The sequence below is a fragment of the Winogradskyella luteola genome (genome assembly GCF_019203985.1).
GTDB lineage: Bacteria > Bacteroidota > Bacteroidia > Flavobacteriales > Flavobacteriaceae > Winogradskyella > Winogradskyella luteola.
On sequence record NZ_JAGSPD010000006.1, the window covers coordinates 249954 to 272951 of the forward strand.

Genomic DNA, 22998 nt, shown 5'->3' on the forward strand with positions numbered 1-22998 from the left:
TCGGTTTTTCTATGGAAATTATCGAAAAAATATGCACTTTATCTAAGAAATACGGTAAAAGTTTAGTAATTATGCAGTCGGTAGTAATTTACTATCGTAATTAATCCATAATCCCTACATTATGAAAACTACAATGCATGTGCTATTCATGGCACTTATGTTTTGTGCATCTACTACTTTGCATAAAACGGATCCTGTAAAAAAAGACAAAATCGATAATCTAAATAAAAGTGGTTACGCTTACTCGGTAAATGTTTCTAAAATCAATTCTAAGTACTCTGAAATAGCTTGTACAACTTTTAGAAATAAACTTGTAATAGTATCTTCAAAAAAAATTGGAGCTATTGGTAACGGCATAGATCCATTAACCAATGAGCCGTACACAGACTTATTCTGTACTGATATTAGGGCTTATGGTAAATTATCACAACCCTTACTTTTTAGCCGTATTCTTAACACTAAGGCCAATGAAGGACAAGTTTCTTTTTCGCCAGATGAGCATACCATTTACTACACTCGTAGTGAGCGTTCTAATTCATTAAATTATAAATTGTACAAAGCAGAATTAGAGGAAGATTCTTATGGCAACTGGATCAACGAAAAAGAACTGTCTATAAGTAACGATAATTACTCAATTGAAAGCCCTCATGTAACCGAAGATGGAAAATACTTATATTTTTCGTCAAACATGAAAGGTGGTTATGGCGGCTTTGATATTTATAGGGCCGAAATTTTCAAGGATGGAAATATTGGTGAGCCTGAAAATTTAGGCAACATCATTAATACGTCTAATGATGAAAAATATCCTCATACAGCTAAGAATGGTAATGAACTATTTTTTTCGTCAAAAGGCCATAATAGCATAGGAGGTTATGATATTTTTATATCTACGATCACTGATTTTGAATATAAAGGCCCAAGAAATTTAGGTTATTCCATTAACTCTGAAGAGGACGAAATTGCATTTATATTTGTTGACGACAAGAAAGGTGTGTTTTCTTCCAATAAGGAAAACGATAAAAACGCTTTTAACTTATACCGCTTTCAATCTAGAGAGCTTTATAATGAATTAAAGGGTATCGTTATTTCTGAAGAAGAGAAGATATTACCAAATTCTACCGTTATACTTTTAGATAATGACGGAAATGAAATTGAGCGCCAAACCACAAATAAAGATGCGACTTACAACTTTACGATAAAGGCGTATAAGGATTATCAAATAAAAGTACTAAGGGAAGGTTATGAAGATTATACTTTAAGCTTTGAATCTGATGACAAAGAATTAAAGGCCATTTTAAAGCTTCTTGCCAAATAAGGATTTTGTCATTTAACGTAAAAAAGTGCATTGCCATTTCATACAACGAGATTAGAAATGACTTTAACTAAAAAATAAATAAAAAGGGGATTTCTCAATATACCGAGTCTATATTAGCAGTAAATAAATGAGCTATTAACAACTAATAATTCCCTAAGAATTTTATATAAAATATTGCAAGCAATATTAAATTAATCAATCCTAACTCAACAAAAAACCACAATCTCAAAATATTGAAATTGTGGCTTTTTTTATTTATATAAAGTGCTTTTTAAGATACCGCTTTCAATTTTTTTAAAGTCGATTTAGTCAATCTATCCTCAGCGTAAGCCTTGGTAACATTTAATTTTGTTTCACTAGAACTTGGTAAATCAAACATTGCTTCGGTCAGTATCTCTTCACAAAGCGAACGTAAACCTCTAGCTCCCAGTTTATATTCAATCGCCTTTTCTACAATATAATTTAAAGCACCATCGGTGATACTGAACTCCACCTCATCCATAGCAAACAATTTCTTGTATTGCTTAATGATAGCATTTTTTGGCTCTGTTAATATGGCTCTTAGTGTGTTGGCATCTAAAGGATCCATATGTGTTAATACGGGCAAGCGACCAATAATTTCTGGTATTAGTCCAAAGTCCTTTAAATCTTTAGGAATAATATATTGAAGAATGTTATCGTCATCTACATTGTCATCCTTTATAGAACTGTAACCTATAGCTTGCATGTTTAAACGTTTCGTAATAACACGCTCAATACCATCAAAAGCACCACCTGCAATGAATAAGATATGTTCCGTATTCACTTCAATAAATTTTTGATCTGGGTGCTTGCGACCTCCTTTTGGCGGCACATTAACAACAGTACCCTCTAATAATTTTAATAATGCTTGTTGTACACCTTCGCCCGATACATCTCTGGTAATTGAAGGATTATCACTTTTGCGTGCAATTTTGTCAATCTCATCTATAAAAACAATGCCACGCTGAGCTTTTTCTAAATTATAATCAGCAGCCTGCAATAAACGTGTAAGTATACTTTCTACATCTTCACCAACGTAACCAGCTTCAGTTAAAACTGTTGCATCTACAATAGCAAGAGGTACGTTTAACATTCTTGCTACGGTTTTAGCCATTAAGGTTTTACCTGTACCCGTTTGCCCAACCATGATGATGTTACTTTTTTGAATTTCAATATCATCATCGGAAAGTGGTTGCAACAGACGTTTATAATGATTGTAAACAGCAACGGACATAACGCGCTTAGTATATTCTTGTCCAATAATATATTCGTCTAAGAATGCCTTAATTTCTTTTGGCTTTCTAAGCATTAATTCAGCGCTTAACTCTGAATTACCTGCCTGTTTCGACTCTTCAATAACAATACCATGTGCCTGTTCTATACAACGGTCACAGATATGCGCATCGAGACCTGCGATCAACAGGTTAGTTTCTGGCTTCTTCCTACCACAAAATGAGCATTCTAATTCTTCTTTTGCCATAATCTTAGTTCTAGTTTAGGGGGGTTTTAGTCGTAAGGATAAAAAATTACTTACGTTCTAAAACTTCATCAATCATTCCGTAGGCCAATGCCTCACCTGACTTCATCCAATAATCTCTATCAGAATCTTTCTCTACCTGTTCGTAAGACTTTCCTGAATGTGTAGAAATGATATTATATAATTCTTCTTTCACTTTTATTGTCTCACGTACTGCAATCTCCATATCAGATACTTGCCCTTGTGTACCACTCATTGGTTGATGGATCATTACACGAGAATGCTTTAATGCAGAACGTTTGCCTTTTTCTCCTGCACATAATAATACTGCTGCCATAGAAGCCGCTATACCTGTACAAATGGTTGCCACGTTTGGTTTTACAAATTGCATGGTGTCATAAATACCTAAACCAGCATAAACACTACCACCTGGTGAGTTTATATATATTTGAATGTCTTTTGAAGCATCCGTGCTTTGTAAGAACAACAATTGCGCTTGTATAATATTTGCCACTTGATCATTAACACCTGTACCTAAAAAAATGATACGATCCATCATTAAACGCGAAAAAACATCCATTGCAATAGCATTGAGTTGTCTTTCTTCAATAATGTTTGGTGTTAGGTTTGTTGGGTACATACTAGAAATTATTTTATCGTAATAATTACTATTAACACCTTGATCTTTTATAGCAAACTTTTCAAATTCTTTTCCGTAATTCATTTAAACTTTATTCTTTTTTAATTAATGAAATTTCTTGTAATGAAATCCTAAAAATAACACTTCGACAAGCTCAGTGTGACAATTTAAGGACGACAAAAATTTTCTACAGAAAATTAGTGCCATAAAAAGTGCGTACCTTTTTAATTCTACGTCTTAAAGATACTAATTTTTAGATTCCTGTTTATGTAGGAAAACAATTTTAAGCTTATAAAGTTATATACACTCAAGAAATTCTGTTACCAAACTAACTGTAGAATTCCTTTACAAAATTATCATAAGTGATTTCCTTGGTCTTAAGATTTGCTTCAGCTTTGTATAAGTTTAATAATTTCTGACTCATTAATTGCTCAGATAAACGCTTTACCTCTTCTTGATTTCCTAAGATACGAGCAGCAATATCTTCTAACTCTTTCTCAGAAGGATTCATTTGGCCAAATTGTGCCATTTGTCCTTTTATCATTTCCATTGCGTAAGCTTTCAATTCTTCAAACTGAACTTGTAAGTTATGTTCCTGAATCAGTTTTCCTTCTATTAACTGATAACGCATGCTCTTTTCGGACTTTTCATATTCTTCCTTTGCCTGATCTTCTGTCATTGGTTCTTCTCCCGCTGTTTGCATCCATTTTTGAAGAAATTCTGCCGGTAAATCGAATTTTGTGCTCTCTACCAAATATTCGGTAACATCATTCAACAGTTTTTGATCGCCTTGTTGTGCAAATTGCTTTTCAGAATCTTCTTTAATTTTCGCCTTCAACTCAGAAACCGAAGTTACGGCTTTAGGTCCAAAAAGTTTGTCGAACAATTCTTGGTCTAAATCGGCTAATTCGCGCTCATTGATTTCAGAAATTTCAAAGTCAACATCGATGGCTAAGCTATGAGCGTCATCGTGAGATACTTTTAAAAAGGTCATTACATCGTGATCGTCGTTAAAAAGCCCTTTTGTTTTTAAAGTAATGACATCACCAACCTTTGCTCCAATAAATTTCTTTGGATTTGCTTTCCCTTTTAGTTTATCTAAAGTGATTGTTGCTACATTGTCAATACCTTTTTCTTCGTTTGTAAATTTTCCTGTGATTTCGGAATCTTTAGTCACCTCTGTTTGAGATACTATTTTACCATATTGTTTTTGGATATGCTCAACTTGACTGTCAATCATTTTATCATCCGCAACAATATTATAATGTGTAATAGCTTTCTTTCCTTTTAGTTTCACATCAAATTCTGGCGCTAAGCCTAATTCAAATTCAAAAGAAAAGGCATCAGAATCCCAATCTAAATCGTCTTGTGGTTTTGGTAATGGATTACCTAAAACATCTAACTTTTCTTCTACTAGGTATTTTCCTAATGCATCCTGAAGTAGTTTATTCACCTCATCTACCAATACCGCTTTACCGTATTGCTTCTTAACCATTCCCATTGGCACATGGCCTTTTCTAAATCCAGGAATGTTAGCCGACTTACGGTAATCTGATAAGATTTTCTCTACTTTATCGCTGTAATCTTCTTTAGCGATATCCACTTTTACAACTGCATTTAATGCATCGATGTTTTCTCTTGTAATGTTCATTATTATTGAAACTAAAATTGGGCTGCAAAAATACAATATTTTTTACAACCCAACAACAGTTTTAAAGCTTTGGTTTTTAGTTACTTTTTATCTTTTTTTAAGAATGAATGTAGTAAGGATTGAAGTATAGATAAGAGTATGCTAAAAAGTATGGCAGTCCATATACCATCTACACTAAAACCATCAATAAGCTTATCTACCAAAAGAATAATTAATGCATTAATTACAAATAAGAACAAGCCTAATGTAAGAATGGTTACCGGTAAAGTTAATATCACTAAAACTGGCTTTACCAGAACATTGAGTATTGACAGAACAACTGCAACAATTAATGAGGTAACGTAGTTATCTACATAGACCCCGTTTAAGATTTCTGCTAGCACAAAAACTGCAACTGCGTTTAATAAAAGTTTGATGATTGTATTCATGTTTTTCTTCTTAAGATGTAAAATTTATTACCTCTTTGTAAAAATCCTCAGGATTTTCAGCATGTAACCAGTGCCCTGCATTAGCAATGGTTATAATTTCTGAATTCGGAAAGTGTCTATGAATTATAGCTTCATCGGATTCACCAATATATTCAGAACGGTCACCTCTTAAAAACAAGGTGTCCTTTTTAAAAGTGGCATGAATTGGTAAGGCCTCACCAACCTCTGAAACATTTTCCTTTAGTATTGGTAAATTAATACGCAATCCTAACTGTCCTTTTTCTACCCAATATAGATTTTTCAGTAAGAACATTCGTGTGCCAATTTCATGCACGTAATTACTTAAGGCTTTGTCGGCTTCTCCTCGGCTTGTAATTTCAGAAAAATCTAAATGGCTTAAACCTTCTAAGATAGCATCATGATGTACAGGATAATATCTTGGCGAAATATCGGCGACTAAAAGTTTGCTCACCAGCTCTGGATATTTAGCTGCAAACAACATGGCTGTCTTTCCTCCCATAGAATGGCCCAACAACACAATATCACTTAAATCGTTTTGCTCACAATATTGTTTTAAATCGTCTGCCATTAAATCATAGTTAAATTCATCGGAATGAAAACTACGTCCATGATTGCGTTGATCGACCAGGTGAACTTCAAAATTAGATTCTGAAAATTTTTTGGCCAAAGTTTTCCAGTTATCACCCATGCCCAAAAATCCATGCAGAATTACAAAAGAGGTTCCTTCACCTATTATGTTAGAATGTAAAATCATTTCAACTTATCTAAATACATTGTAATTACATTTTCTACACCTAAATATAGACTTTCGGCAATTAAGGCATGTCCAATGGACACCTCTAAAAGACCCGTAATGTTTTCTTTGAAAAATTTAATATTGTCCAGTGACAAATCGTGACCTGCATTGATCCCCAAATGTAACGCATTTGCCAAACCCGCACATGCCATATAGGGTTTTATAGCTTCTTTATTGCCTAAGCTGTATTGATGTGCGTAGGCTTCGGTATATAGTTCTATGCGGTCGGTTCCTGTTTCTTTAGCCCCTTCAATTTGGTGCAAGTCTGGGTCAACGAAAATAGATGTCCTAATACCATTACTTTTAAACTCTTTAATCACTTCAATCAAAAAATCCTTATGCTTTATGGTATCCCAACCTGCATTTGATGTAATGGCATCTTCAGCGTCTGGTACCAAAGTTACCTGTGTTGGTTTTATCTCTAAAACCATATCGACAAACTTAGGTATAGGATTGCCTTCTATGTTGTATTCGGTATAAACTTCAGGCTTTAAATCATAAGCATCTCTATAACGAATATGGCGTTCATCTGGTCTTGGGTGAACAGTAACTCCTTCTGCACCAAAACGCTGAACGTCTTTTGCAAATTGCACCACATTAGGTACATCACCACCTCTACTATTCCTTAGCGTTGCAATCTTATTTATATTAACACTTAACTTTGCCATTTAATTGAAATTTGAATTACAAAAATACAAAGATGACCTCCTATTTTATGGTTATTTTTAATTAATTTGCAAGATATTCAAACTCAAATTATGCAGTTACAGGATTTTGTTATCAATGATATAAAACCATTAAGTGTTACCGATAAAATAAGCGATTTACAAATGCTATTTAATCAGTTGACCTATTCCCATATACCAATTCAAAACAACGGTGTATATATGGGTTGTATTTCTGAAACTGATGCGCATTGTTTTGATGGTGCAAAATCCATTAGTGATTGCAATTACACTATCGAAGGTTTTTTTGTAAGACCAACAACTAATTGGTTAGACGTACTTGAAGCTTTTGCTCAAAATGACTCTAACATTATGCCTGTTTTAGACCAAAACAATACCTATCTTGGTTATTACGAGCTTAACGATATTATACATTTGTTCAATGAAACTCCTTTCTTCTCAGAGCCTGGTGGTATTTTGATAGTCGAAAAAGGTATTAATGATTATTCTTTTAGTGAGATAAGCCAGATTGTTGAGTCTAACGATGCTAAGTTGTTAGGTGCGTTTATTTCTAGAATGGATAGTGATTTAGTCAGAATTACTCTTAAAATTGGCGATGCTAGTCTTAATGAGGTTATCCAAACCTTTAGACGATACAGCTACAACATTGTTTCTGGCCATGAAGAAGATTCTTATATCGAAAGCTTAAAAGAGCGCTCTCAGTATCTCGATAAATACCTAAACATGTAACTATGAAGGTAGCCATCTACGGTCAGAACTACGTTAAGGACACTTCTCAAAAAGCAGTAGAGCAACTTCTTGATTTTCTATCAGAAAGAGAAGCCGATATATTGATCGAGCAAACGTTTTTAAAAACTCAAAAATCTGAAATACAGAATAGCGCTCTCGTTGGAAAGTTTAATGAATTAGACGATAGTTTTGATTTGCTAATAAGCGTTGGTGGTGATGGAACAATTCTAAGAGCCATTACTTATGTGAGAAATTTAGGAATTCCTATAGTAGGCATTAATACTGGGAGATTAGGGTTTTTAGCCACCATACAAACTGACGAAATTGAAACTGCCCTTTCGGAGATATTTAAGGGAGATTATAAAATTTCTGAACGTACTTTACTCAGTGTAGAAACTTCGCCAAAAAATGATGATGTAAAAGACACCAACTTTGCACTCAATGAAATTGCTTTAAGCAGAAAGAATACCACATCAATGATTACGGTAGAAACACATCTTAATGATGAGTATTTAACTTCATATTGGGCAGATGGCTTAATACTTTCTACACCAACAGGATCTACAGGTTATTCCCTGAGCTGCGGTGGCCCAGTAATAGCACCAGACGCCAATAACTTTGCATTAACGCCAATTGCGCCTCACAACCTCAGTGCTCGGCCTTTAATTATACCAGATAGTACAGAAGTTACATTTAGGGTGGATGGTAGGGAAGATCAATTTTTAATGTCCTTAGATTCTCGTATTGTAACACTCTCAAATACAACAACAGTTATTGTAAAAAAAGCTGATTTCGTAATTAAAATGGTAGAACGTTTAGACGAAACCTTTTTAGATACTCTCCGAAAAAAACTTCTTTGGGGAGAAGACAGACGTAATTAAACACAAATTACATACCCCTTTAGTACAATAAATATCTACAAAAACTGTTTATCTGTAAGACATTTTGTGTCAAATTGTTATAGGCTAATGAGAATTGTTATATTTGCAAACTTTGAAAAATTTATGAGGTATTTAATCCTAATTTTAATAAGTATGTGTTTTACCCAAAATACTAGCGCTCAAATCTATGAGGTTGGTATATTTGCTGGTGGAAGCAACTTTATAGGAGATGTCGGAGCGACGGATTACATATCACCTAATCAAGCTGCTTTTGGAGCTATTGCAAAGTGGAACAGGAGTCCAAGGCATTCATTTAGAGTTTCAGTAATATTTTCTGATTTAGAAGGTATAGATGGTAAATCTGATGACCCAAGGAGAAAACAGCGTGGCTACAGTTTTAACACCAGTATTTTAGAAATATCTGCAGGCATGGAGTTTACTTTTTGGGATTTCGATTTGCACACCTCTGGTATAAAAGGCACGCCATATTTATATTCTGGTATTACCTTAACCAATCACGACAATTACTTTTTCACTACTGCCGGAGAGTACACATCAGAAAACACAAGTAGTTGGGCCTATGGTATACCTATGGTTTTAGGCTATAAAAGCAATATTTCCACTCATTTTGTTTTGGCAGCTGAAATAGGAGCTCGTTACACATTTTCTGATGAATTAGATGGAAGTGTCCCTGATGCAGAATCTAGAGAACCCTTAAGCTTTGGTAACACAAATAGTAATGATTGGTATGTGTTCTCAGGAATTACATTAACTTACACCTTTGGTAGAAGACCTTGCTATTGCAACTTTTAACATGAGCCTTAAAGAACAAATAAACAAAAAGAAGCTTCCAAACCATGTGGCAATTATAATGGATGGAAACGGTCGTTGGGCAAAACAACAGGGTTTGCTTCGCGTTATTGGGCACGAAAACGGTACCAAAGCTGTAAGGCAAACGGTTGAAGCGAGTGCAGAATTGGGTATTAAGAATTTGACTTTGTATGCCTTTTCTACAGAAAACTGGAACAGACCTAAATTAGAAGTACAGACCCTGATGAAGCTTTTGGTAAAATCCTTAAAAAAGGAGATTAAAACCCTTCAGGATAATAATATAAAACTATCAGCTATTGGTTGCTTACAAGATTTACCAAAAAAAGCACATCAAGAACTTTTGGATGTTATAGAAAAGACAAAAAACAATACGAATATGACATTAACTTTAGCATTAAGCTACGGTTCTCGTGAAGAAATTGTTAATGTTATTAAGGAACTATCGCTTAAAGTTAAAAATAATATAATTTCTACAGAAAGTATTGACGAATCCATTATAAATAAGCATCTTTACACGCAAAATTTACCAGATGTAGACCTGTTAATTCGCACAAGTGGAGAGCAACGCATCAGTAATTTTTTGCTATGGCAAATAGCCTATGCAGAATTATATTTTACAGATATTTTATGGCCAGATTTTAAAAAGGAAAATCTATACGAAGCGCTGATAAATTATCAAAATAGAGAACGAAGATTTGGAAAAACAAGCGAACAACTCACCTAATAAATCAGTATTGAGCACCTTTACTAAATTTATATGCACCTTACTATTTTTCTCAATTTCATTGGTAGGTAATGCCCAAGTTGAAGGTGGAGCAAAATACACTATCAAAAATATTTCTGTTACGGGTAACACTAATTTCAGTGAACAAACCATAATAGCATATTCTAAGCTAAGAAAGGATGAAGAAATACAAGTTGGCGGTGAAAAAATTGCAAATGCCGTAAGAACTCTTTGGAAATCTAATTTGTTTAGCAGCATAGACATATTCATCACAAATATTGATGGTAACACTGCAGATTTAGAAATTCGTCTTATCGATTTACCAGAACTTAACACTGTAACCATAGAAGGTGTTAAGAAAGGTAAAAAAGATGAGATTATTAGTGAAAATAAACTTCAGTCTGGAGCAAAAGTTACCGAAAACCTAATTGCTACAACCCGAAATTACCTTACAGACAAATACAAAAAGAAAGGATTTTTAAACACCAAAGTTAACATTGTAACGACCCAAGTTATTGACTCTCTTGAGAAGGAGCGTGTTAATATGCTCGTTAAAATAGATAAAGGTGAAAAAGTAAAAATTAAACAAATTAACTTTGAGGGCAATGAAAAAATAAAGGACAAAAAACTTCGTAAAGCAATGAAAAACACGAAGAAAAGAAACTTTATCAGGATTTTTAAGCGTTCAAAATATATAGAAGAAGATTATAAAGAGGACTTAATCGGTATTGTAGATAAGTACAAGGAGAATGGCTACAGGGATGCAAGGATAATATCAGACTCCATTATTTATAATGACAACAAAACCATAAGTCTTAACATAAAAGTTGAAGAAGGTGAAAAATACACCTTTGGAAAAATCGATTTTGTTGGCAATACAGTCTATACAGACAGACAATTGGCAGCTGTATTAAGGATAAAAGAAGGTGACACCTATAATGGTGTAGAACTAAGAGAACGTATAGCTAACACCAAAAATCCTGATGCTGCTGATCTGACCAACCTCTACCAAAACACCGGATATATGTTCTCAACAATCAATCCTGTTGAGGTTAGTGCAGATGGTAATGTAATAGATATGGAAATTCGTATCTCTGAAGGTAAACCTGCATACTTTAACAATGTTACAGTAAAGGGGAATGATGTTACCAATGACCATGTTATATACAGAGAAATAAGAACACGTCCTGGGGAGTTGTATAGAAAGTCCGAGATTATAAGAACATTAAGGGAACTTGGCCAACTGGGCTTTTTTGACGCTCAGCAATTAACACCAAATATAAAAAACCCTAATCCTGTAGACGGGACATTAGACATAGAGTACGAGGTGGTAGAACAAGGTTCTAGCCAAATACAGCTACAAGGTGGTTATGGTGGTGGTGGTTTCATAGGTACCTTAGGCTTGTCTTTTAACAACTTTGCCATAAAAGATATTTTCAAAAAAGATGCATACAAACCTGTTCCTAGAGGAGATGGTCAAAGTTTAGCACTGAGATTACAAGCAAGTCAGTTTTTTCAAACTTATAGTTTTTCATTTAGTGAACCTTGGTTAGGTGGTAAAAAGCCATTTCAACTATCAACATCACTTTCGCATTCTAGGCAGTTTCTATTCAATCCACAAACACGTAGAGCAGATAGAAGCAGACGTTTTAATATTACAGGGTTAACTGTCGGGCTCTCAACACGACTGAGAAAGCCAGATGATTATTTCTTACTATCTCAGGCCATAAGCTATCAACATTACGATTTACAAAATTACAACACAGGTCTATTTACCTTTGGTGATGGTACATCCAACAATTTGTCATATACCATAGGTTTAAGTAGAAATAACCTGTCCATAGACCCGATATTCCCAACCAGTGGTTCTAGTTTTACGGCTTCGGCTAAATTTTCTTTCCCATACTCGCTCGTTAATGGTGTAGACTACGAAGCATTAAAAGAAGAACGCGATCAATTAGACCCAGCAGATCCAGATGATTTTGCTAGGATTGGTGAAATAGATCAAGAACGTTTTAAGTGGTTAGAATTTTATAAGATTAAATTTAAGGCCGATTGGTATACAAGTCTAATAAAATTAGGCAAGCAACAATTGGTATTGAGGCCAAGTATGGAGTTTGGTTTCTTGGGAGCATATAATAATGATAGAGGTGTTATACCTTTTGAACGTTTCTTTGTTGGTGGTGATGGTTTAGGAAATTTTGCATTAGACGGGAGAGAGGTTATTCAGCTGCGTGGTTACCCTAACCAATCCTTATCTTCACAAGATGGTGGCTCAATCTATAACAAATTCTCTTTAGAATTGCGTTATCCAATTACTTTAGGTGCGCAAGCAAAAATCTATGCACTTTCATTTTTAGAAGGAGGGCAATCCTTAAATGATTTTAAAGATTTTAATCCTTTTAACTTAAGAAGATCTGCTGGTTTTGGATTACGTATTTTTATGCCAGCCTTTGGTTTACTTGGTATAGATTTCGGTCATGCATTCGATGATTTACCCGATGGAACATCACCTAGAAAGTGGGAAACGCACTTTATAATTGGACAACAATTTTAAGTTTGGCACGATATTTTCTAATAGCTTAATACGGATTTCATCATGGTGTTAAAATTTTTAAAGATATATTTCGTTAAATTTGAAGGTCACTAACACTGTAAATAACAAAACATTGATTGACAAGTAAAATGTCTCAAACAAAAAACAAAAATGATGAAATTTAAAGTTCTTTTTTTATTGGCAATATTTGGTCTAATGAGCTTTAGTGCAAATGCACAACGTGGTGTAAGAATAGGTTATATTGATACTGAATACATTTTACAAAATGTACCGGAATATCAAGATGCTTCTACACAGCTCGATAAAAAAGTTATACAATGGAAAACAGAAATTGAGAAAAAACTTGGAGTTATAGAGCAAAAAAAGAAAGAGCTAGAAAACGAAAGTGTTCTTCTTACTAAAGAATTGTACGAAGAGCGCATGGAAGATATTTCTTTTGAAGAGGCAGAGATTTTAGATTATCAACAGAAGCGTTTTGGTCCAGAGGGTGATTTAATTATCCAAAAGCGTCAGTTGATAGAGCCTATACAAGATCAGATATTTTCGGCCGTGCAACAAATAGCAGAAACCAAAAAGTTCGACTTTGTTTTTGACAAGTCTGCAGATGTAGTAATGTTATACTCTGCTGAGCGCTATGATATTAGTGAGCAGGTTCTTAGAACAATTACAAGAACATCTAAAAGAAACCAAGCCAAAAGCAAAAAAGAGCGCAAAGCTTTAGAAGATGAAGATGTTATACCTGTTGTAAGTGAAGAAAAAGATGAGCGTCAAAAAGCTCTAGACGAACGAAAAGCAACAAGAGAAGCAGAATTAGCTGAAAAACGTGCTGAACGCGAAGAAGCATTAGCAGCAAGAAGAGCAACTCAAGATTCTATTAGAGCCGCTAAAAAACGTGAAGCAGAAGCACGACGACAAAGAGTTTTAGACGCACGTAATAACAAATCAAAAGATAAAGAAGTTGAGGCAGAAACTGAAAAAGATGATGCTAAAAATACGCCACCGACTGATCCAAAAACTAAAGTCGCCGATAGTACAAAAACAGACAGTACCAAAGTAAATACAGCTGTAGAAAATGATTCAGTTAAGGCTAAAAAACCGTTAACAGCTGCTGAAATAAAAGCGAGAGATAGAGAACGAAGAAGACAAGCTTTAGAAGCCAAAAAACAAAAAATAATTGAGCAACGGAAAAAAGCACGCGAAGAGCGTGAAAAACAACTAAAAAAGAGAGATTCTATAGCAAAGGCTAAGAAGAAGGAAGGAGAAAACGATTAATAATTATAACACACAAATACAATTTAGAAAAAATGAAACATTTAAAATCACTATTATTTGCAACAGCACTTTTTATCGGAGCTACAAGTTTTACAGCTGCACAAAGTAAAATTGCACATATTGATACTCAAAAACTAATCGAAGCAATGCCAGAATATAAAAAGGCAGATGGTGAAATTGCTAAGCTAGGTCAAACATACCAAGCGACTATACAAGAGTCTGTTAAAGAATTAGAAGCTAAATTAAAGCAATACGATGCTGAAGCTGCAGCACAAACCCAAGAGGAAAACCAAAAGCGTATGCAAGAGGTTGAAAGCATGAAGCAAAGCTTAAGTCAATATCAGCAACAAGCACAACAAGGCCTAGAGAAAAAAAGATTTGATTTATTAAAACCTATAACAGAAAAAGCAAAAGCTGCTATTGAGAAAGTAGCCGCAGCACAAGGCTTCGATTATGTTTTAGAAGCTGGCGGTTTAATAGTTGCTAAAGGAAAAGACCTTATGGCAGATGTTAAAGCTGAAATGGGAATATAACCTAGTAAAGAAATAACATTTAGAAAGTCGCTTATTTTATAGGCGACTTTTTATTTTTGTAACTATGAGCAATGCACCTATTGGCATATTCGATTCTGGTATTGGAGGTACATCAATCTTTAAAGAGATTCACACGCTTTTACCTAACGAAAACTTTATCTATTTAGCTGATAGTAAGAATGCTCCTTATGGTAATAAGACTGAAGATGAAATACTTCAATTGAGTATTAAGAATACTGAAATACTTCTCAAAAAAAACTGTAAGATAATTGTTGTTGCATGCAATACAGCAACCACAAATGCCATCTCTTATTTAAGAGCTAATTATAGTATACCTTTTATCGGTATAGAACCCGCTATTAAACCAGCCGCTTTAAATACCCAGACCAAGGCTATTGGCATATTAGCAACTAAAGGCACTTTAAGTAGCCATTTGTTTCACAAAACAACTGATTTATATGCAAACGGCATTAAAGTCATTGAGCAAGTGGGAGAAGGTATTGTGCCGCTTATTGAATCCGGAATGTTAGATTCTGATGAAATGCTAGACCTTTTAAAAACCTATCTAAAACCTATGTTAAAGCATAACATTGATTATTTGGTGCTAGGTTGTACACATTATCCTTATCTTATCCCTACACTTTCTAAAATGCTGCCTGAGCATGTAAAGATTATAGATTCTGGTTTAGCTGTAGCCAAGCAAACCAAAGCCATACTTGCAAATAATAATTTGTTGAATAGTGACGCAAAACCATCTTCAATACAACTGTATTCTAATGGAAATCTTGAAGTTCTTAATACTATAATAGATCATCAATTTGCAACCTCTTATTTGGACTTTTAGTTGTATTCTGAAAAACAGGAAATCTTTTCGATACTTTTATGTAAATATTACTATATATTTCTAACTATTAGAATATGAAATTACTCTTTATCTACAATGCCAACTCAGGAAAATTAAACGCTCTATTTGATGTTGGTCATAAACTGTTTAGTCCTTCTACTTATCCATGCAGTTTATGTGCATTGACTTACGATACCTTTTCTGAAAATAAAATTTGGAAAGCCTTTAGACAAGAAAGTCATTTCGATATGGAATTTTATCACAAAGACGTGTTTGAAATCACATTCCCAAATGTTAAAGTGTTATATCCAATAGTTTTAAAACTAGAACAGCATCAGCTTACCACAGTTATAAATCCAGATGTTTTAAATGAAATTACGAATGTTGAAGAATTAATTGAGAAACTAAGCATTACGCTTTAAACCAACCTGAATATTTCACATAGTTATTTGCAATTCTATCTATCTCACCAGAGATTAGGGCTTTACTAACGTCCTTTACTTTTTTAGCTGGTACACCTGCATAAATACTCCCAGACTCAACAACAGTATTTTTGGTCACTACTGCACCAGCAGCAATAATACTATTGCTTTCTATCACACAATCGTCCATAACTATACTTCCCATACCTATTAACACATTATCTTCAACAGTGCAACCGTGTACAATGGCATTGTGACCAATGGAGACATTATTCCCTATAGTAGTTGGTGATTTTTGGTATGTGGCATGAATAACGGCTCCATCTTGTACATTAACCTTATCCCCCATTTTTATAAAATGTACATCTCCCCTAATTACGGCATTAAACCAGACGCTACAGTTATTTCCCATAGTAACCTCGCCTACAATGGTTGCATTTTCAGCAATGAAACAGTCATTTGGTATTTGCGGATGTATTCCTTTTACAGATTGTATTATTGGCATATAAATTCCTTTGAAAAAAAGAATCTCATTATTGATTGAGATACCTTTTTGTTGTTAATTTAAATTCTCGTTTTACTCGGATGATTTAGTTTTAAAACTAATCAATTTTTTAAGAGATTGCTGCCTAAAGCGTCAATAAAAATTAAAACTTTTAGATAGCCTGTTGTTATTTAAAATAAGACAACAAATCAGACTTTTTTGAAGCAGATACCATAATCTCTTTACCATTGCTCAACACCACGCTACCTCCCTTGCCTTTCTTATATTTAACAACTTCGTTGACATTAACCAAATAGCTTTTATGCACTCTAGCAAAATTAGCATCCTTTAAGCTTTCTTCTATGTATTTTAATGTCTTACTAACTAATTTCTTTTTATTATTGTTTAGATGGATCTCGGTATAATTATCGTCTGCTTTACAGTACATTATATCCGCGGTTTCCAAAATCTCAAAACCATCTTGTTGCGGTATGGTAATTTTGCCATTCACCGAATTTGTTTTTGGCACCAAAACCTGATCCTGCAAGGCATCTTCCTTGGCTCTAATCTCTGTGACATAATCCACAGCTTTTATCAATTCATCAATAGAAATGGGCTTCATTAAGTAATAAGATGCGTGAGCATTTAGAGCTTCAATGGCATAATGGTTGTAGGCAGTTACAAATATAGTTTCAAAATTAATATCGCCTACTTTGTCTAATAAATCAAAAGCATTTCCATAAGGCATTTCTACATCTAGAAACACCACATCTAAATCGTTATTCCTTATCTGTACAAGTGCATCATCTACATTGGCAGCTTCACCAACAATCGAAATATTTGGACAGTATTTAGTGAGATAATTTCTTAAAATCTCTCTACTTTTTTCTTCATCTTCAACTAATATGGCGTTTAATTTCATAATCTATTTCCCAAAAAGGCAGGAATTTTTTAGTTAAACTTCTATTTATAATAGCACTTTGACTGCGCTCAATATTACAGTTCTAATCTTTTTTTAATGTTACAACAACTCTGGTACCTGTATCCTCCATATTCTGATAATCCTCGATAGTCACGTCAACTTTATCTTTATACATCTCATTTAAAATAGCAACCCGTTTCTTAATATTATTCATGCCTTTAGAGTTCTGCTTTTTTTGGTTTGCTGTTTTTAAGGCTTTAGAACGTTCTCTACCAATACCATCATCAGTTATGGCAATAGTTATTTCATCTTTAGACTTCGGCTGTATGGCAATATTTAGGTGGCCTTTTTCAGTTTTATAGCGCAAGCCATGCCAAACAGCATTTTCTATATATGGTTGTAATAACATTGGTGGTATCTGAAATTCTTCGACATTTATAGTGTCATCAACATCAATAGAATAATCAAACTTATCCTGAAACCTAAAATGCTCTAGTTTAGTATATAAGTCTAGTAATTCAATTTCTTTTTTTAAAGGAATAAAATCCTCTTCACTATTCTCTAAAACCAAACGCATTAGGCGAGAGAAATCAGATAAATACTTATTGGCAGTACGTTCGTCGTTAGTAGCTATAAAACTATTTACAGAGTTTAGCGCATTAAAAATAAAATGTGGATTCATCTGACTTCTCAAGGACTTTAATGCCAATAAATTATTTGCTAAGCGTTGTTGCTTTATGTATTTAAACATTAAGTAACCCGTAATCAATAATAAAATCAGACCACCAACAAGCGAATAAATGATAAGTTGTTGACGTTTATTACGTTCTTGTGTGAGTTCGTAAGTGCTTCGAGATAGTGCTCTATCACTTTCTAAGGAGGTTATTCTATTTTGTTGTTCTGCCAAATTTCTACTAAAGCGTGCAACTTGAGACAGTTCTTGTACTTTTTTAGCATAAGCCAAATCAACAGTTTTTTTGTATTCATTTAACCATTTTAAGCCCTCCTTTGCATTACCAGCATCTATCAGTGCCTCAGAAAGCTTTCGTGTGGCATCTTTTTTTACATCTAAATCCCCTTTCTTTTCAGATTCTTCTATACTCTTTTTAAACGATGGGATAGCATTTTCAAGATCGTTATTTAACAAATAGGCATTGCCTAACTTATAGTTTTGTTTCTGCGATGTCAAAGCACTTTCGTTAGGTATGATTGAGTCTTTTTCTATGTCTTCAATACTCTCAATAGCCTGTTTTCTTAATACAATTTCACTTTCGTAATCTTGATTCTCGCTATTAAATTCTGCTACTTTTACTTGCTCTTCAACAGCTCGTTTTTTGTTTTCTCTGCTCGCTAAATCTAAAGAATTATTAAAAAAACCTTTAGCCTTATTCACTTCTCCTTTTTCATTATAGGCTTGGGCAATTTTAGAATTAAAATCTGTTACCTTAGGTGCTATTAAATGCTCTTTAGCAATTTTTAGTCCTTTTTCATAAGACATGATGGCTTTTGGTATATCATCTATTTTTAGATGAACATCACCTATACCCTCGTACAAAACTGTTTTGTCATAATTAGATAAATCTTTTTCATTAAGATTTTGATGTGTTGAAAGACTTTTTGAATAGTCACCATTATTAAAATACGCTTTTGCCAATTTTAATGTAGCTGAAGGTTTTTTAGCATTCTGAATACTGATCTTATAGGCTGAAATAGCAAGGTCGTATTGTTTCCAATACATATAAATATCACCCAGTAGCTCATGTGCTTCTGCACTTTGGTACGAGGAAATATCTATATTTAAGGCATCACCGATAAATTTTATACTTTTCTCTGCATCGGTTTTTAAATACGTATCTGCAGAGTCTATCATTTTATTAAAGTTCTTTGTATTAATATCAACCTTAGATCGTCTCCCTTTTTGTTCGTCTATAACTTCAATAGTGATACGTTCATTTGTTTTTATGATGTAGTAAATAGGTTCAAAATCACTGTGTCGTACAATCAGTTCGTCACCTATTTTAGCTTGGATATTAAATGTGCCGTCAATAGCTGTTCTTGTGTATTTTCCTCCATTAATAAATATTTCTACATCTCTAAAAGGTTCGTGAGTAGATTTATCGTATACAGATCCTCTTATGGTAAACAGTCGCTCATCATTAAAATTTTCAATCCCTTTGTTTTGTCCAAAGCTGTATAAGCCGAGAATGGAAAAAAATACAATTAATATGTGTGTTCTATAAGGTTTCACTAACACTAAATTTATTAGTTGGACTAAACTTACATACTTTATTTGGTTTCAAAAAATGGCATCGATAAAATTGAAAGCTTTTAGACTGCCAAATAGTAGCATTGACTAAAAGCAAGGTATACTTTACGCATCAAAACCTACACTTTACTCATTCTTGATTTTTATTAAAGTTTTTTCGACAGAACTTTATGGCATCATTAATCAAAAACATAAATCAGAATGAAAAAAAGTAATTTAGCTTCCATGCTATTATTATTCTTTTGTAGTGTACTAATTGCACAGCATAAAGGAAACTATAATCAAATCACTCCAGAAATTTCTAGACAAAACATTCTTACTTCTGGTAATGCAACTATTTACAATCCCACGGTACAACAACAAATCAATAAAACTTTGCATCCAAGTAATGTGCTAACTATTGATGTAAAAGCACTTCAAAATGTTAGTGCTACCACATATACCGCAATATTCAATGTATCCCAAATAGGTTCTACTGCAGAAAAAACTAATGCCTTAATGAAACAACGTATAGATAGTATTAAAATACAATTGAATGCTAAAGGTATTACGCATAAAGATTTTGCGATTGATGTAATATCATTTGTACCCGTTTATGAAGTTGAAGTCACCAAAAAGCTATTCAGTAAAACATATACCGAAGTTCCGAAGGGTTTTGAGTTGCAACAAAACATTCACATTCAATTTACCAAAACAAATCAATTTGAGAGTATTCTTGAAGCTTGTGCAAAAAGCGAAGTTTATAATTTGGTTAAGGTTGATTATTTTATTGAAAATATTCAGACAGTTTACAAAAACCTTCAAGATAAATTATTGAGCCTTATTGAAAATAAAAAAGCATACTACGCTTCTTTAGGTTTTGACTTATCGCAATACGACGTCGCAATAGCAGATGACAAGTACTGTTATTTCCCTAAAGATTTCTATCAAAGTTACCAAGCCTATAACAGCGTGTCTTTTGATGTTTTAAAAAAAGGTAAAGCTATCACTACGGCAAAAAAACAAACGTCATATTACTACCAACCACTAACCTATGAACGCTATGATGTGGTTATTAACCCATCAATATTAGACCCTGTTGTACAAATAGGAATGAATATAAAGTTGGTGTTGACCCCAAAACCTGAAGAGGTAAAAGAAAAACCAATTACAAAAACAGAAATTAAACACAAATACTACGTCATTTCACCAAACGGTACCATTGATGTAAAAGAATTAAAAATGTAAAACTGAGCACTGTCTAAGTGCATAAATAATAGTTAGTTATGAAAAAAAATGTATTTAAAATCACAATTATTGCATTATGCTTGGCAACAGCTACAGCTTGTAATGCAAATTCGAAGAGTAAAAACCAGAATTCATCGATTGTAGAAACAAAACTCGAAACTAAATTAAACACAAAGAACCCAGAAATTAAAGTGGCACTTTTATTAGACACAAGCAATAGTATGGACGGTCTTATTGATCAAGCTAAAGCACAGCTTTGGGAAATTGTAAATGAACTGTCCTATGCAAAATGTGAAGAAAAAAGCCCCAATCTTAAAATTGCTCTTTACGAATACGGTAATGATAATCTCAATGCAGATGAAGGCTATTTAAGACAAGTCATCGCATTCAGTGACGATTTAGATGAAATCTCTAAAGCTTTATTCTCATTAACAACAAATGGAGGAAACGAATACTGCGGAAAAGTCCTTAAAACAGCATTGAACCAATTAGATTGGGGAGATAATAAAGATGATCTAAAGCTTATTTTTATAGCAGGAAATGAGCCTTACACCCAAGGGCAAGTAAATTATAAAGAGGCTTCAAAATTAGCACATCAAAATGATGTTACTGTAAACACTATTTTTTGTGGTGATTATAACCAAGGTATATCAAGCTATTGGAAAGATGGTGCAGATTTAACTCATGGAGACTATATGGCAATAAACCATAATAAAGCAACCGTACATATTGCGTCTCCTTATGATGACAAAATTTTAGAATTAAACGAAAAGCTCAATAAAACTTATGTCGCATATGGAAAAACAGGTAGAGCAAAAATGGAACTTCAAGCCGAACAAGATTCTAATGCTAGAGGGTATAATAAGGCAAATGCTGTGAGCAGAACCGTAAGTAAAAGTTCTAGGTTGTATAAAAACAGTTCTTGGGATTTAGTAGATGCTGAAAAAGAAGACAATTTTTCCTACGATGATTTAAAAGAAGAAGAACTTCCTAAAGAACTAAAAGGAAAATCTAAAGATGAAATTAAATCCTATATCGAAAAGAAGCGAAAAGAGAGGGGAAAGTTTCAACAAGCTATTGCAGAATTAAATATAAAGCGTCGTGATTATATTTCAAAAAAATCAGCAGATAAATCTAACGGTCTTGAAAATGCTATGGTAAAAGCCATAAAAACACAAGCCCTACAGAAAAATTATAAATGGGAATAGTACAAAATAAAAGGCTCGATTTTAAAATCGAGCCTTTTGTTTATTAGTTTATTGCTGGACAATTACATTCATATTTCTCTCTTCTACAATTAAAATTATAGCCCAAAGTAATTTGATGAAAACCTCCAGTATTAAAATTAACAGTATTAGCTTGATAAGAATATGTGTAAGCAAATACAAAATTGTTATAATCTACACCCACAAAGGGAGTAAAATACTGTAGTTTTTGGCTACTTGTACCAGAGCCATCAACAAATTCAGCACCATCTAAGCTTCTTCTATAAGATAAGCCTCCCCAAACTTTACCAAAGTCCATTTCACGATATACTTTAGCATTAATATCAATGGATGATTCCTCTGTTGCATCTCTATACATATACATTATTGAAGGTTCGTAGCTCCAATCGCTTCCAAATTTGCTAAAAGTATAACCCATAGAAGCTAAATAGGTACGTAGATTATCAAACTCAAAACCTTGGTCATTAAAATTTATACCTTCGTTTGCCAAAATATTCTTAGCCGTAAAATGTGCATAAAAATCTAGAAAATGGTAAGAAAATCCAAAATCAATATTAAAATTTGTAGCACTTTGCTCAATACCTGCAATAGCCTGATCAAATTCGCCAGGTGCTAGAAAATCGGTTTCATCTAATTTATATTGCAGAAAACCTGCACTTAAACCAAATGATAACATATTCAAATCAATCTCATTTCTTGAGAACATTAAATGATAGGCAAAGGTAGCATATCCACCCACTGTAGAATGGTAACCATTGGCATCATTAAATAAAATACCCCCTACTCCAACCGGAGAATCTCCAATTCTACCGTTAACACTTAACGTTTGTAGACTTGGTGCGTCATCAACACCAAACCATTGCTGTCTGGCTGTAAGTCGTACTTTAGCACAATTTGCAACACCTGCCATGGATGGATGTATTAAATAATAATTATCAGTCAAATAATCTGAATAAATTGGTACTCCTTCTTGTGCAAAACTAAAATTTGCTACTAATGCAGTAAATGCTACTAAACAAAACTTTTTTAATCTCATAATAAATTC

General features: G+C 33.6%; 22 protein-coding genes. 12 read left to right on the top strand and 10 right to left on the bottom strand.

Annotated elements, in window-relative coordinates:
* The first annotated feature begins 121 nt into the window (after positions 1-121).
* Entirely contained in the window at positions 122-1315 is a 1194-nt protein-coding gene (locus KCG49_RS09535) for a carboxypeptidase-like regulatory domain-containing protein (RefSeq protein ID WP_218546133.1), read from the top strand.
* A gap of 271 nt (positions 1316-1586) precedes the next feature.
* Here KCG49_RS09535 and clpX read toward each other — a convergent pair whose 3' ends face one another.
* The 6 genes from clpX to KCG49_RS09565 form a co-directional block, all read right to left on the bottom strand.
* Positions 1587-2816, bottom strand: a complete 1230-nt coding sequence (clpX, locus tag KCG49_RS09540) for an ATP-dependent Clp protease ATP-binding subunit ClpX (RefSeq protein ID WP_218546134.1) — start codon at positions 2814-2816, stop codon at positions 1587-1589.
* Between the two features lie 46 nt (positions 2817-2862).
* On the bottom strand, positions 2863-3537 hold the full coding sequence (locus KCG49_RS09545) for an ATP-dependent Clp protease proteolytic subunit (protein WP_256259937.1): 675 nt from the start codon (positions 3535-3537) through the stop codon (positions 2863-2865).
* A gap of 244 nt (positions 3538-3781) precedes the next feature.
* Complete coding sequence (tig, locus tag KCG49_RS09550; RefSeq protein WP_218546135.1) at positions 3782-5104, bottom strand: trigger factor; 1323 nt, start codon at positions 5102-5104, stop codon at positions 3782-3784.
* An 80-nt stretch (positions 5105-5184) separates the two neighbouring features.
* On the bottom strand, positions 5185-5532 hold the full coding sequence (locus KCG49_RS09555; protein ID WP_218546137.1) for a phage holin family protein: 348 nt from the start codon (positions 5530-5532) through the stop codon (positions 5185-5187).
* A gap of 10 nt (positions 5533-5542) precedes the next feature.
* Positions 5543-6307, bottom strand: coding sequence for an alpha/beta fold hydrolase (locus KCG49_RS09560; protein ID WP_218546139.1), 765 nt, complete (start codon positions 6305-6307; stop codon positions 5543-5545).
* Positions 6304-7017: a pyridoxine 5'-phosphate synthase gene (locus KCG49_RS09565; RefSeq protein WP_218546140.1), complete on the bottom strand. Its 714-nt coding sequence runs from the start codon at positions 7015-7017 to the stop codon at positions 6304-6306. Before KCG49_RS09565 ends, KCG49_RS09560 begins: the two co-directional genes overlap by 4 nt.
* Positions 7018-7107: 90 nt before the next feature.
* On the opposite strand from KCG49_RS09565, the gene KCG49_RS09570 reads away from it, so the two are divergent.
* From KCG49_RS09570 to KCG49_RS09610, 9 genes are all read left to right on the top strand, one after another.
* Positions 7108-7764 carry a CBS domain-containing protein gene (locus KCG49_RS09570; protein WP_218546142.1) on the top strand — a complete coding sequence of 219 codons (657 nt, stop codon included), beginning with the start codon at positions 7108-7110 and terminating at the stop codon, positions 7762-7764.
* Between the two features lie 2 nt (positions 7765-7766).
* The gene (locus tag KCG49_RS09575; protein ID WP_218546144.1) at positions 7767-8645 is read left to right on the top strand and encodes an NAD kinase; all 879 of its coding nucleotides are present in this window, start codon (positions 7767-7769) and stop codon (positions 8643-8645) included.
* A gap of 123 nt (positions 8646-8768) precedes the next feature.
* Positions 8769-9458, top strand: coding sequence for a type IX secretion system protein PorG (porG, locus tag KCG49_RS09580; protein WP_218546145.1), 690 nt, complete (start codon positions 8769-8771; stop codon positions 9456-9458).
* Position 9459: 1 nt separating this feature from the next.
* Positions 9460-10200 (top strand): undecaprenyl pyrophosphate synthase, encoded by a 741-nt coding sequence (gene uppS / locus KCG49_RS09585; protein ID WP_218546146.1) that lies wholly within the window; start codon positions 9460-9462, stop codon positions 10198-10200.
* Positions 10172-12757, top strand: a complete 2586-nt coding sequence (gene bamA, locus KCG49_RS09590) for an outer membrane protein assembly factor BamA (protein WP_218546147.1) — start codon at positions 10172-10174, stop codon at positions 12755-12757. The genes uppS and bamA overlap by 29 nt, the downstream gene beginning before the upstream one ends.
* 150 nt (positions 12758-12907) lie before the next feature.
* Entirely contained in the window at positions 12908-14029 is a 1122-nt protein-coding gene (locus KCG49_RS09595) for an OmpH/Skp family outer membrane protein (RefSeq protein ID WP_256259938.1), read from the top strand.
* 32 nt (positions 14030-14061) lie between these two features.
* Positions 14062-14562: an OmpH/Skp family outer membrane protein gene (locus KCG49_RS09600; protein ID WP_218546148.1), complete on the top strand. Its 501-nt coding sequence runs from the start codon at positions 14062-14064 to the stop codon at positions 14560-14562.
* A 64-nt stretch (positions 14563-14626) separates the two neighbouring features.
* A complete protein-coding gene (gene murI, locus KCG49_RS09605) occupies positions 14627-15406 on the top strand; it encodes a glutamate racemase (protein WP_218546149.1) in 780 nt (259 codons plus the stop codon).
* A 74-nt stretch (positions 15407-15480) separates the two neighbouring features.
* A complete protein-coding gene (locus KCG49_RS09610) occupies positions 15481-15828 on the top strand; it encodes a GTPase (RefSeq protein ID WP_218546150.1) in 348 nt (115 codons plus the stop codon).
* Here KCG49_RS09610 and KCG49_RS09615 read toward each other — a convergent pair.
* The 3 genes from KCG49_RS09615 to KCG49_RS09625 form a co-directional block, all read right to left on the bottom strand.
* Entirely contained in the window at positions 15818-16333 is a 516-nt protein-coding gene (locus tag KCG49_RS09615; RefSeq protein ID WP_218546151.1) for a gamma carbonic anhydrase family protein, read from the bottom strand. The two genes, KCG49_RS09610 and KCG49_RS09615, sit on opposite strands and share 11 nt — an antisense overlap.
* A 166-nt stretch (positions 16334-16499) precedes the next feature.
* On the bottom strand, positions 16500-17234 hold the full coding sequence (locus tag KCG49_RS09620; protein WP_218546152.1) for a LytR/AlgR family response regulator transcription factor: 735 nt from the start codon (positions 17232-17234) through the stop codon (positions 16500-16502).
* A gap of 82 nt (positions 17235-17316) precedes the next feature.
* Positions 17317-19482, bottom strand: coding sequence for a tetratricopeptide repeat-containing sensor histidine kinase (locus KCG49_RS09625; RefSeq protein ID WP_218546153.1), 2166 nt, complete (start codon positions 19480-19482; stop codon positions 17317-17319).
* Positions 19483-19701: 219 nt separating this feature from the next.
* Between KCG49_RS09625 and KCG49_RS09630 the strand changes: the two genes are divergently transcribed.
* Both KCG49_RS09630 and KCG49_RS09635 read left to right on the top strand, forming a co-directional pair.
* Complete coding sequence (locus tag KCG49_RS09630; protein WP_218546154.1) at positions 19702-20727, top strand: SIMPL domain-containing protein; 1026 nt, start codon at positions 19702-19704, stop codon at positions 20725-20727.
* Positions 20728-20765: 38 nt separating this feature from the next.
* The gene (locus tag KCG49_RS09635) at positions 20766-21935 is read left to right on the top strand and encodes a vWA domain-containing protein (RefSeq protein WP_218546155.1); all 1170 of its coding nucleotides are present in this window, start codon (positions 20766-20768) and stop codon (positions 21933-21935) included.
* Positions 21936-21978: 43 nt separating this feature from the next.
* Here KCG49_RS09635 and KCG49_RS09640 read toward each other — a convergent pair whose 3' ends face one another.
* Positions 21979-22989, bottom strand: coding sequence for a PorP/SprF family type IX secretion system membrane protein (locus tag KCG49_RS09640; protein WP_218546171.1), 1011 nt, complete (start codon positions 22987-22989; stop codon positions 21979-21981).
* Between the last annotated feature and the right edge of the window lie 9 nt (positions 22990-22998).

Coding starts and splice junctions, on each gene's coding strand:
- KCG49_RS09535 (WP_218546133.1), top strand. CDS start 122: ATGAAAACTACAATGCATGTGCTATTCATGGCACTTATGTTTTGTGCA.
- clpX (WP_218546134.1), bottom strand. CDS start 2,816: ATGGCAAAAGAAGAATTAGAATGCTCATTTTGTGGTAGGAAGAAGCCA.
- KCG49_RS09545 (WP_256259937.1), bottom strand. CDS start 3,537: ATGAATTACGGAAAAGAATTTGAAAAGTTTGCTATAAAAGATCAAGGT.
- tig (WP_218546135.1), bottom strand. CDS start 5,104: ATGAACATTACAAGAGAAAACATCGATGCATTAAATGCAGTTGTAAAA.
- KCG49_RS09555 (WP_218546137.1), bottom strand. CDS start 5,532: ATGAATACAATCATCAAACTTTTATTAAACGCAGTTGCAGTTTTTGTG.
- KCG49_RS09560 (WP_218546139.1), bottom strand. CDS start 6,307: ATGATTTTACATTCTAACATAATAGGTGAAGGAACCTCTTTTGTAATT.
- KCG49_RS09565 (WP_218546140.1), bottom strand. CDS start 7,017: ATGGCAAAGTTAAGTGTTAATATAAATAAGATTGCAACGCTAAGGAAT.
- KCG49_RS09570 (WP_218546142.1), top strand. CDS start 7,108: ATGCAGTTACAGGATTTTGTTATCAATGATATAAAACCATTAAGTGTT.
- KCG49_RS09575 (WP_218546144.1), top strand. CDS start 7,767: ATGAAGGTAGCCATCTACGGTCAGAACTACGTTAAGGACACTTCTCAA.
- porG (WP_218546145.1), top strand. CDS start 8,769: ATGAGGTATTTAATCCTAATTTTAATAAGTATGTGTTTTACCCAAAAT.
- uppS (WP_218546146.1), top strand. CDS start 9,460: ATGAGCCTTAAAGAACAAATAAACAAAAAGAAGCTTCCAAACCATGTG.
- KCG49_RS09595 (WP_256259938.1), top strand. CDS start 12,908: ATGATGAAATTTAAAGTTCTTTTTTTATTGGCAATATTTGGTCTAATG.
- KCG49_RS09600 (WP_218546148.1), top strand. CDS start 14,062: ATGAAACATTTAAAATCACTATTATTTGCAACAGCACTTTTTATCGGA.
- murI (WP_218546149.1), top strand. CDS start 14,627: ATGAGCAATGCACCTATTGGCATATTCGATTCTGGTATTGGAGGTACA.
- KCG49_RS09610 (WP_218546150.1), top strand. CDS start 15,481: ATGAAATTACTCTTTATCTACAATGCCAACTCAGGAAAATTAAACGCT.
- KCG49_RS09615 (WP_218546151.1), bottom strand. CDS start 16,333: ATGCCAATAATACAATCTGTAAAAGGAATACATCCGCAAATACCAAAT.
- KCG49_RS09620 (WP_218546152.1), bottom strand. CDS start 17,234: ATGAAATTAAACGCCATATTAGTTGAAGATGAAGAAAAAAGTAGAGAG.
- KCG49_RS09630 (WP_218546154.1), top strand. CDS start 19,702: ATGAAAAAAAGTAATTTAGCTTCCATGCTATTATTATTCTTTTGTAGT.
- KCG49_RS09635 (WP_218546155.1), top strand. CDS start 20,766: ATGAAAAAAAATGTATTTAAAATCACAATTATTGCATTATGCTTGGCA.
- KCG49_RS09640 (WP_218546171.1), bottom strand. CDS start 22,989: ATGAGATTAAAAAAGTTTTGTTTAGTAGCATTTACTGCATTAGTAGCA.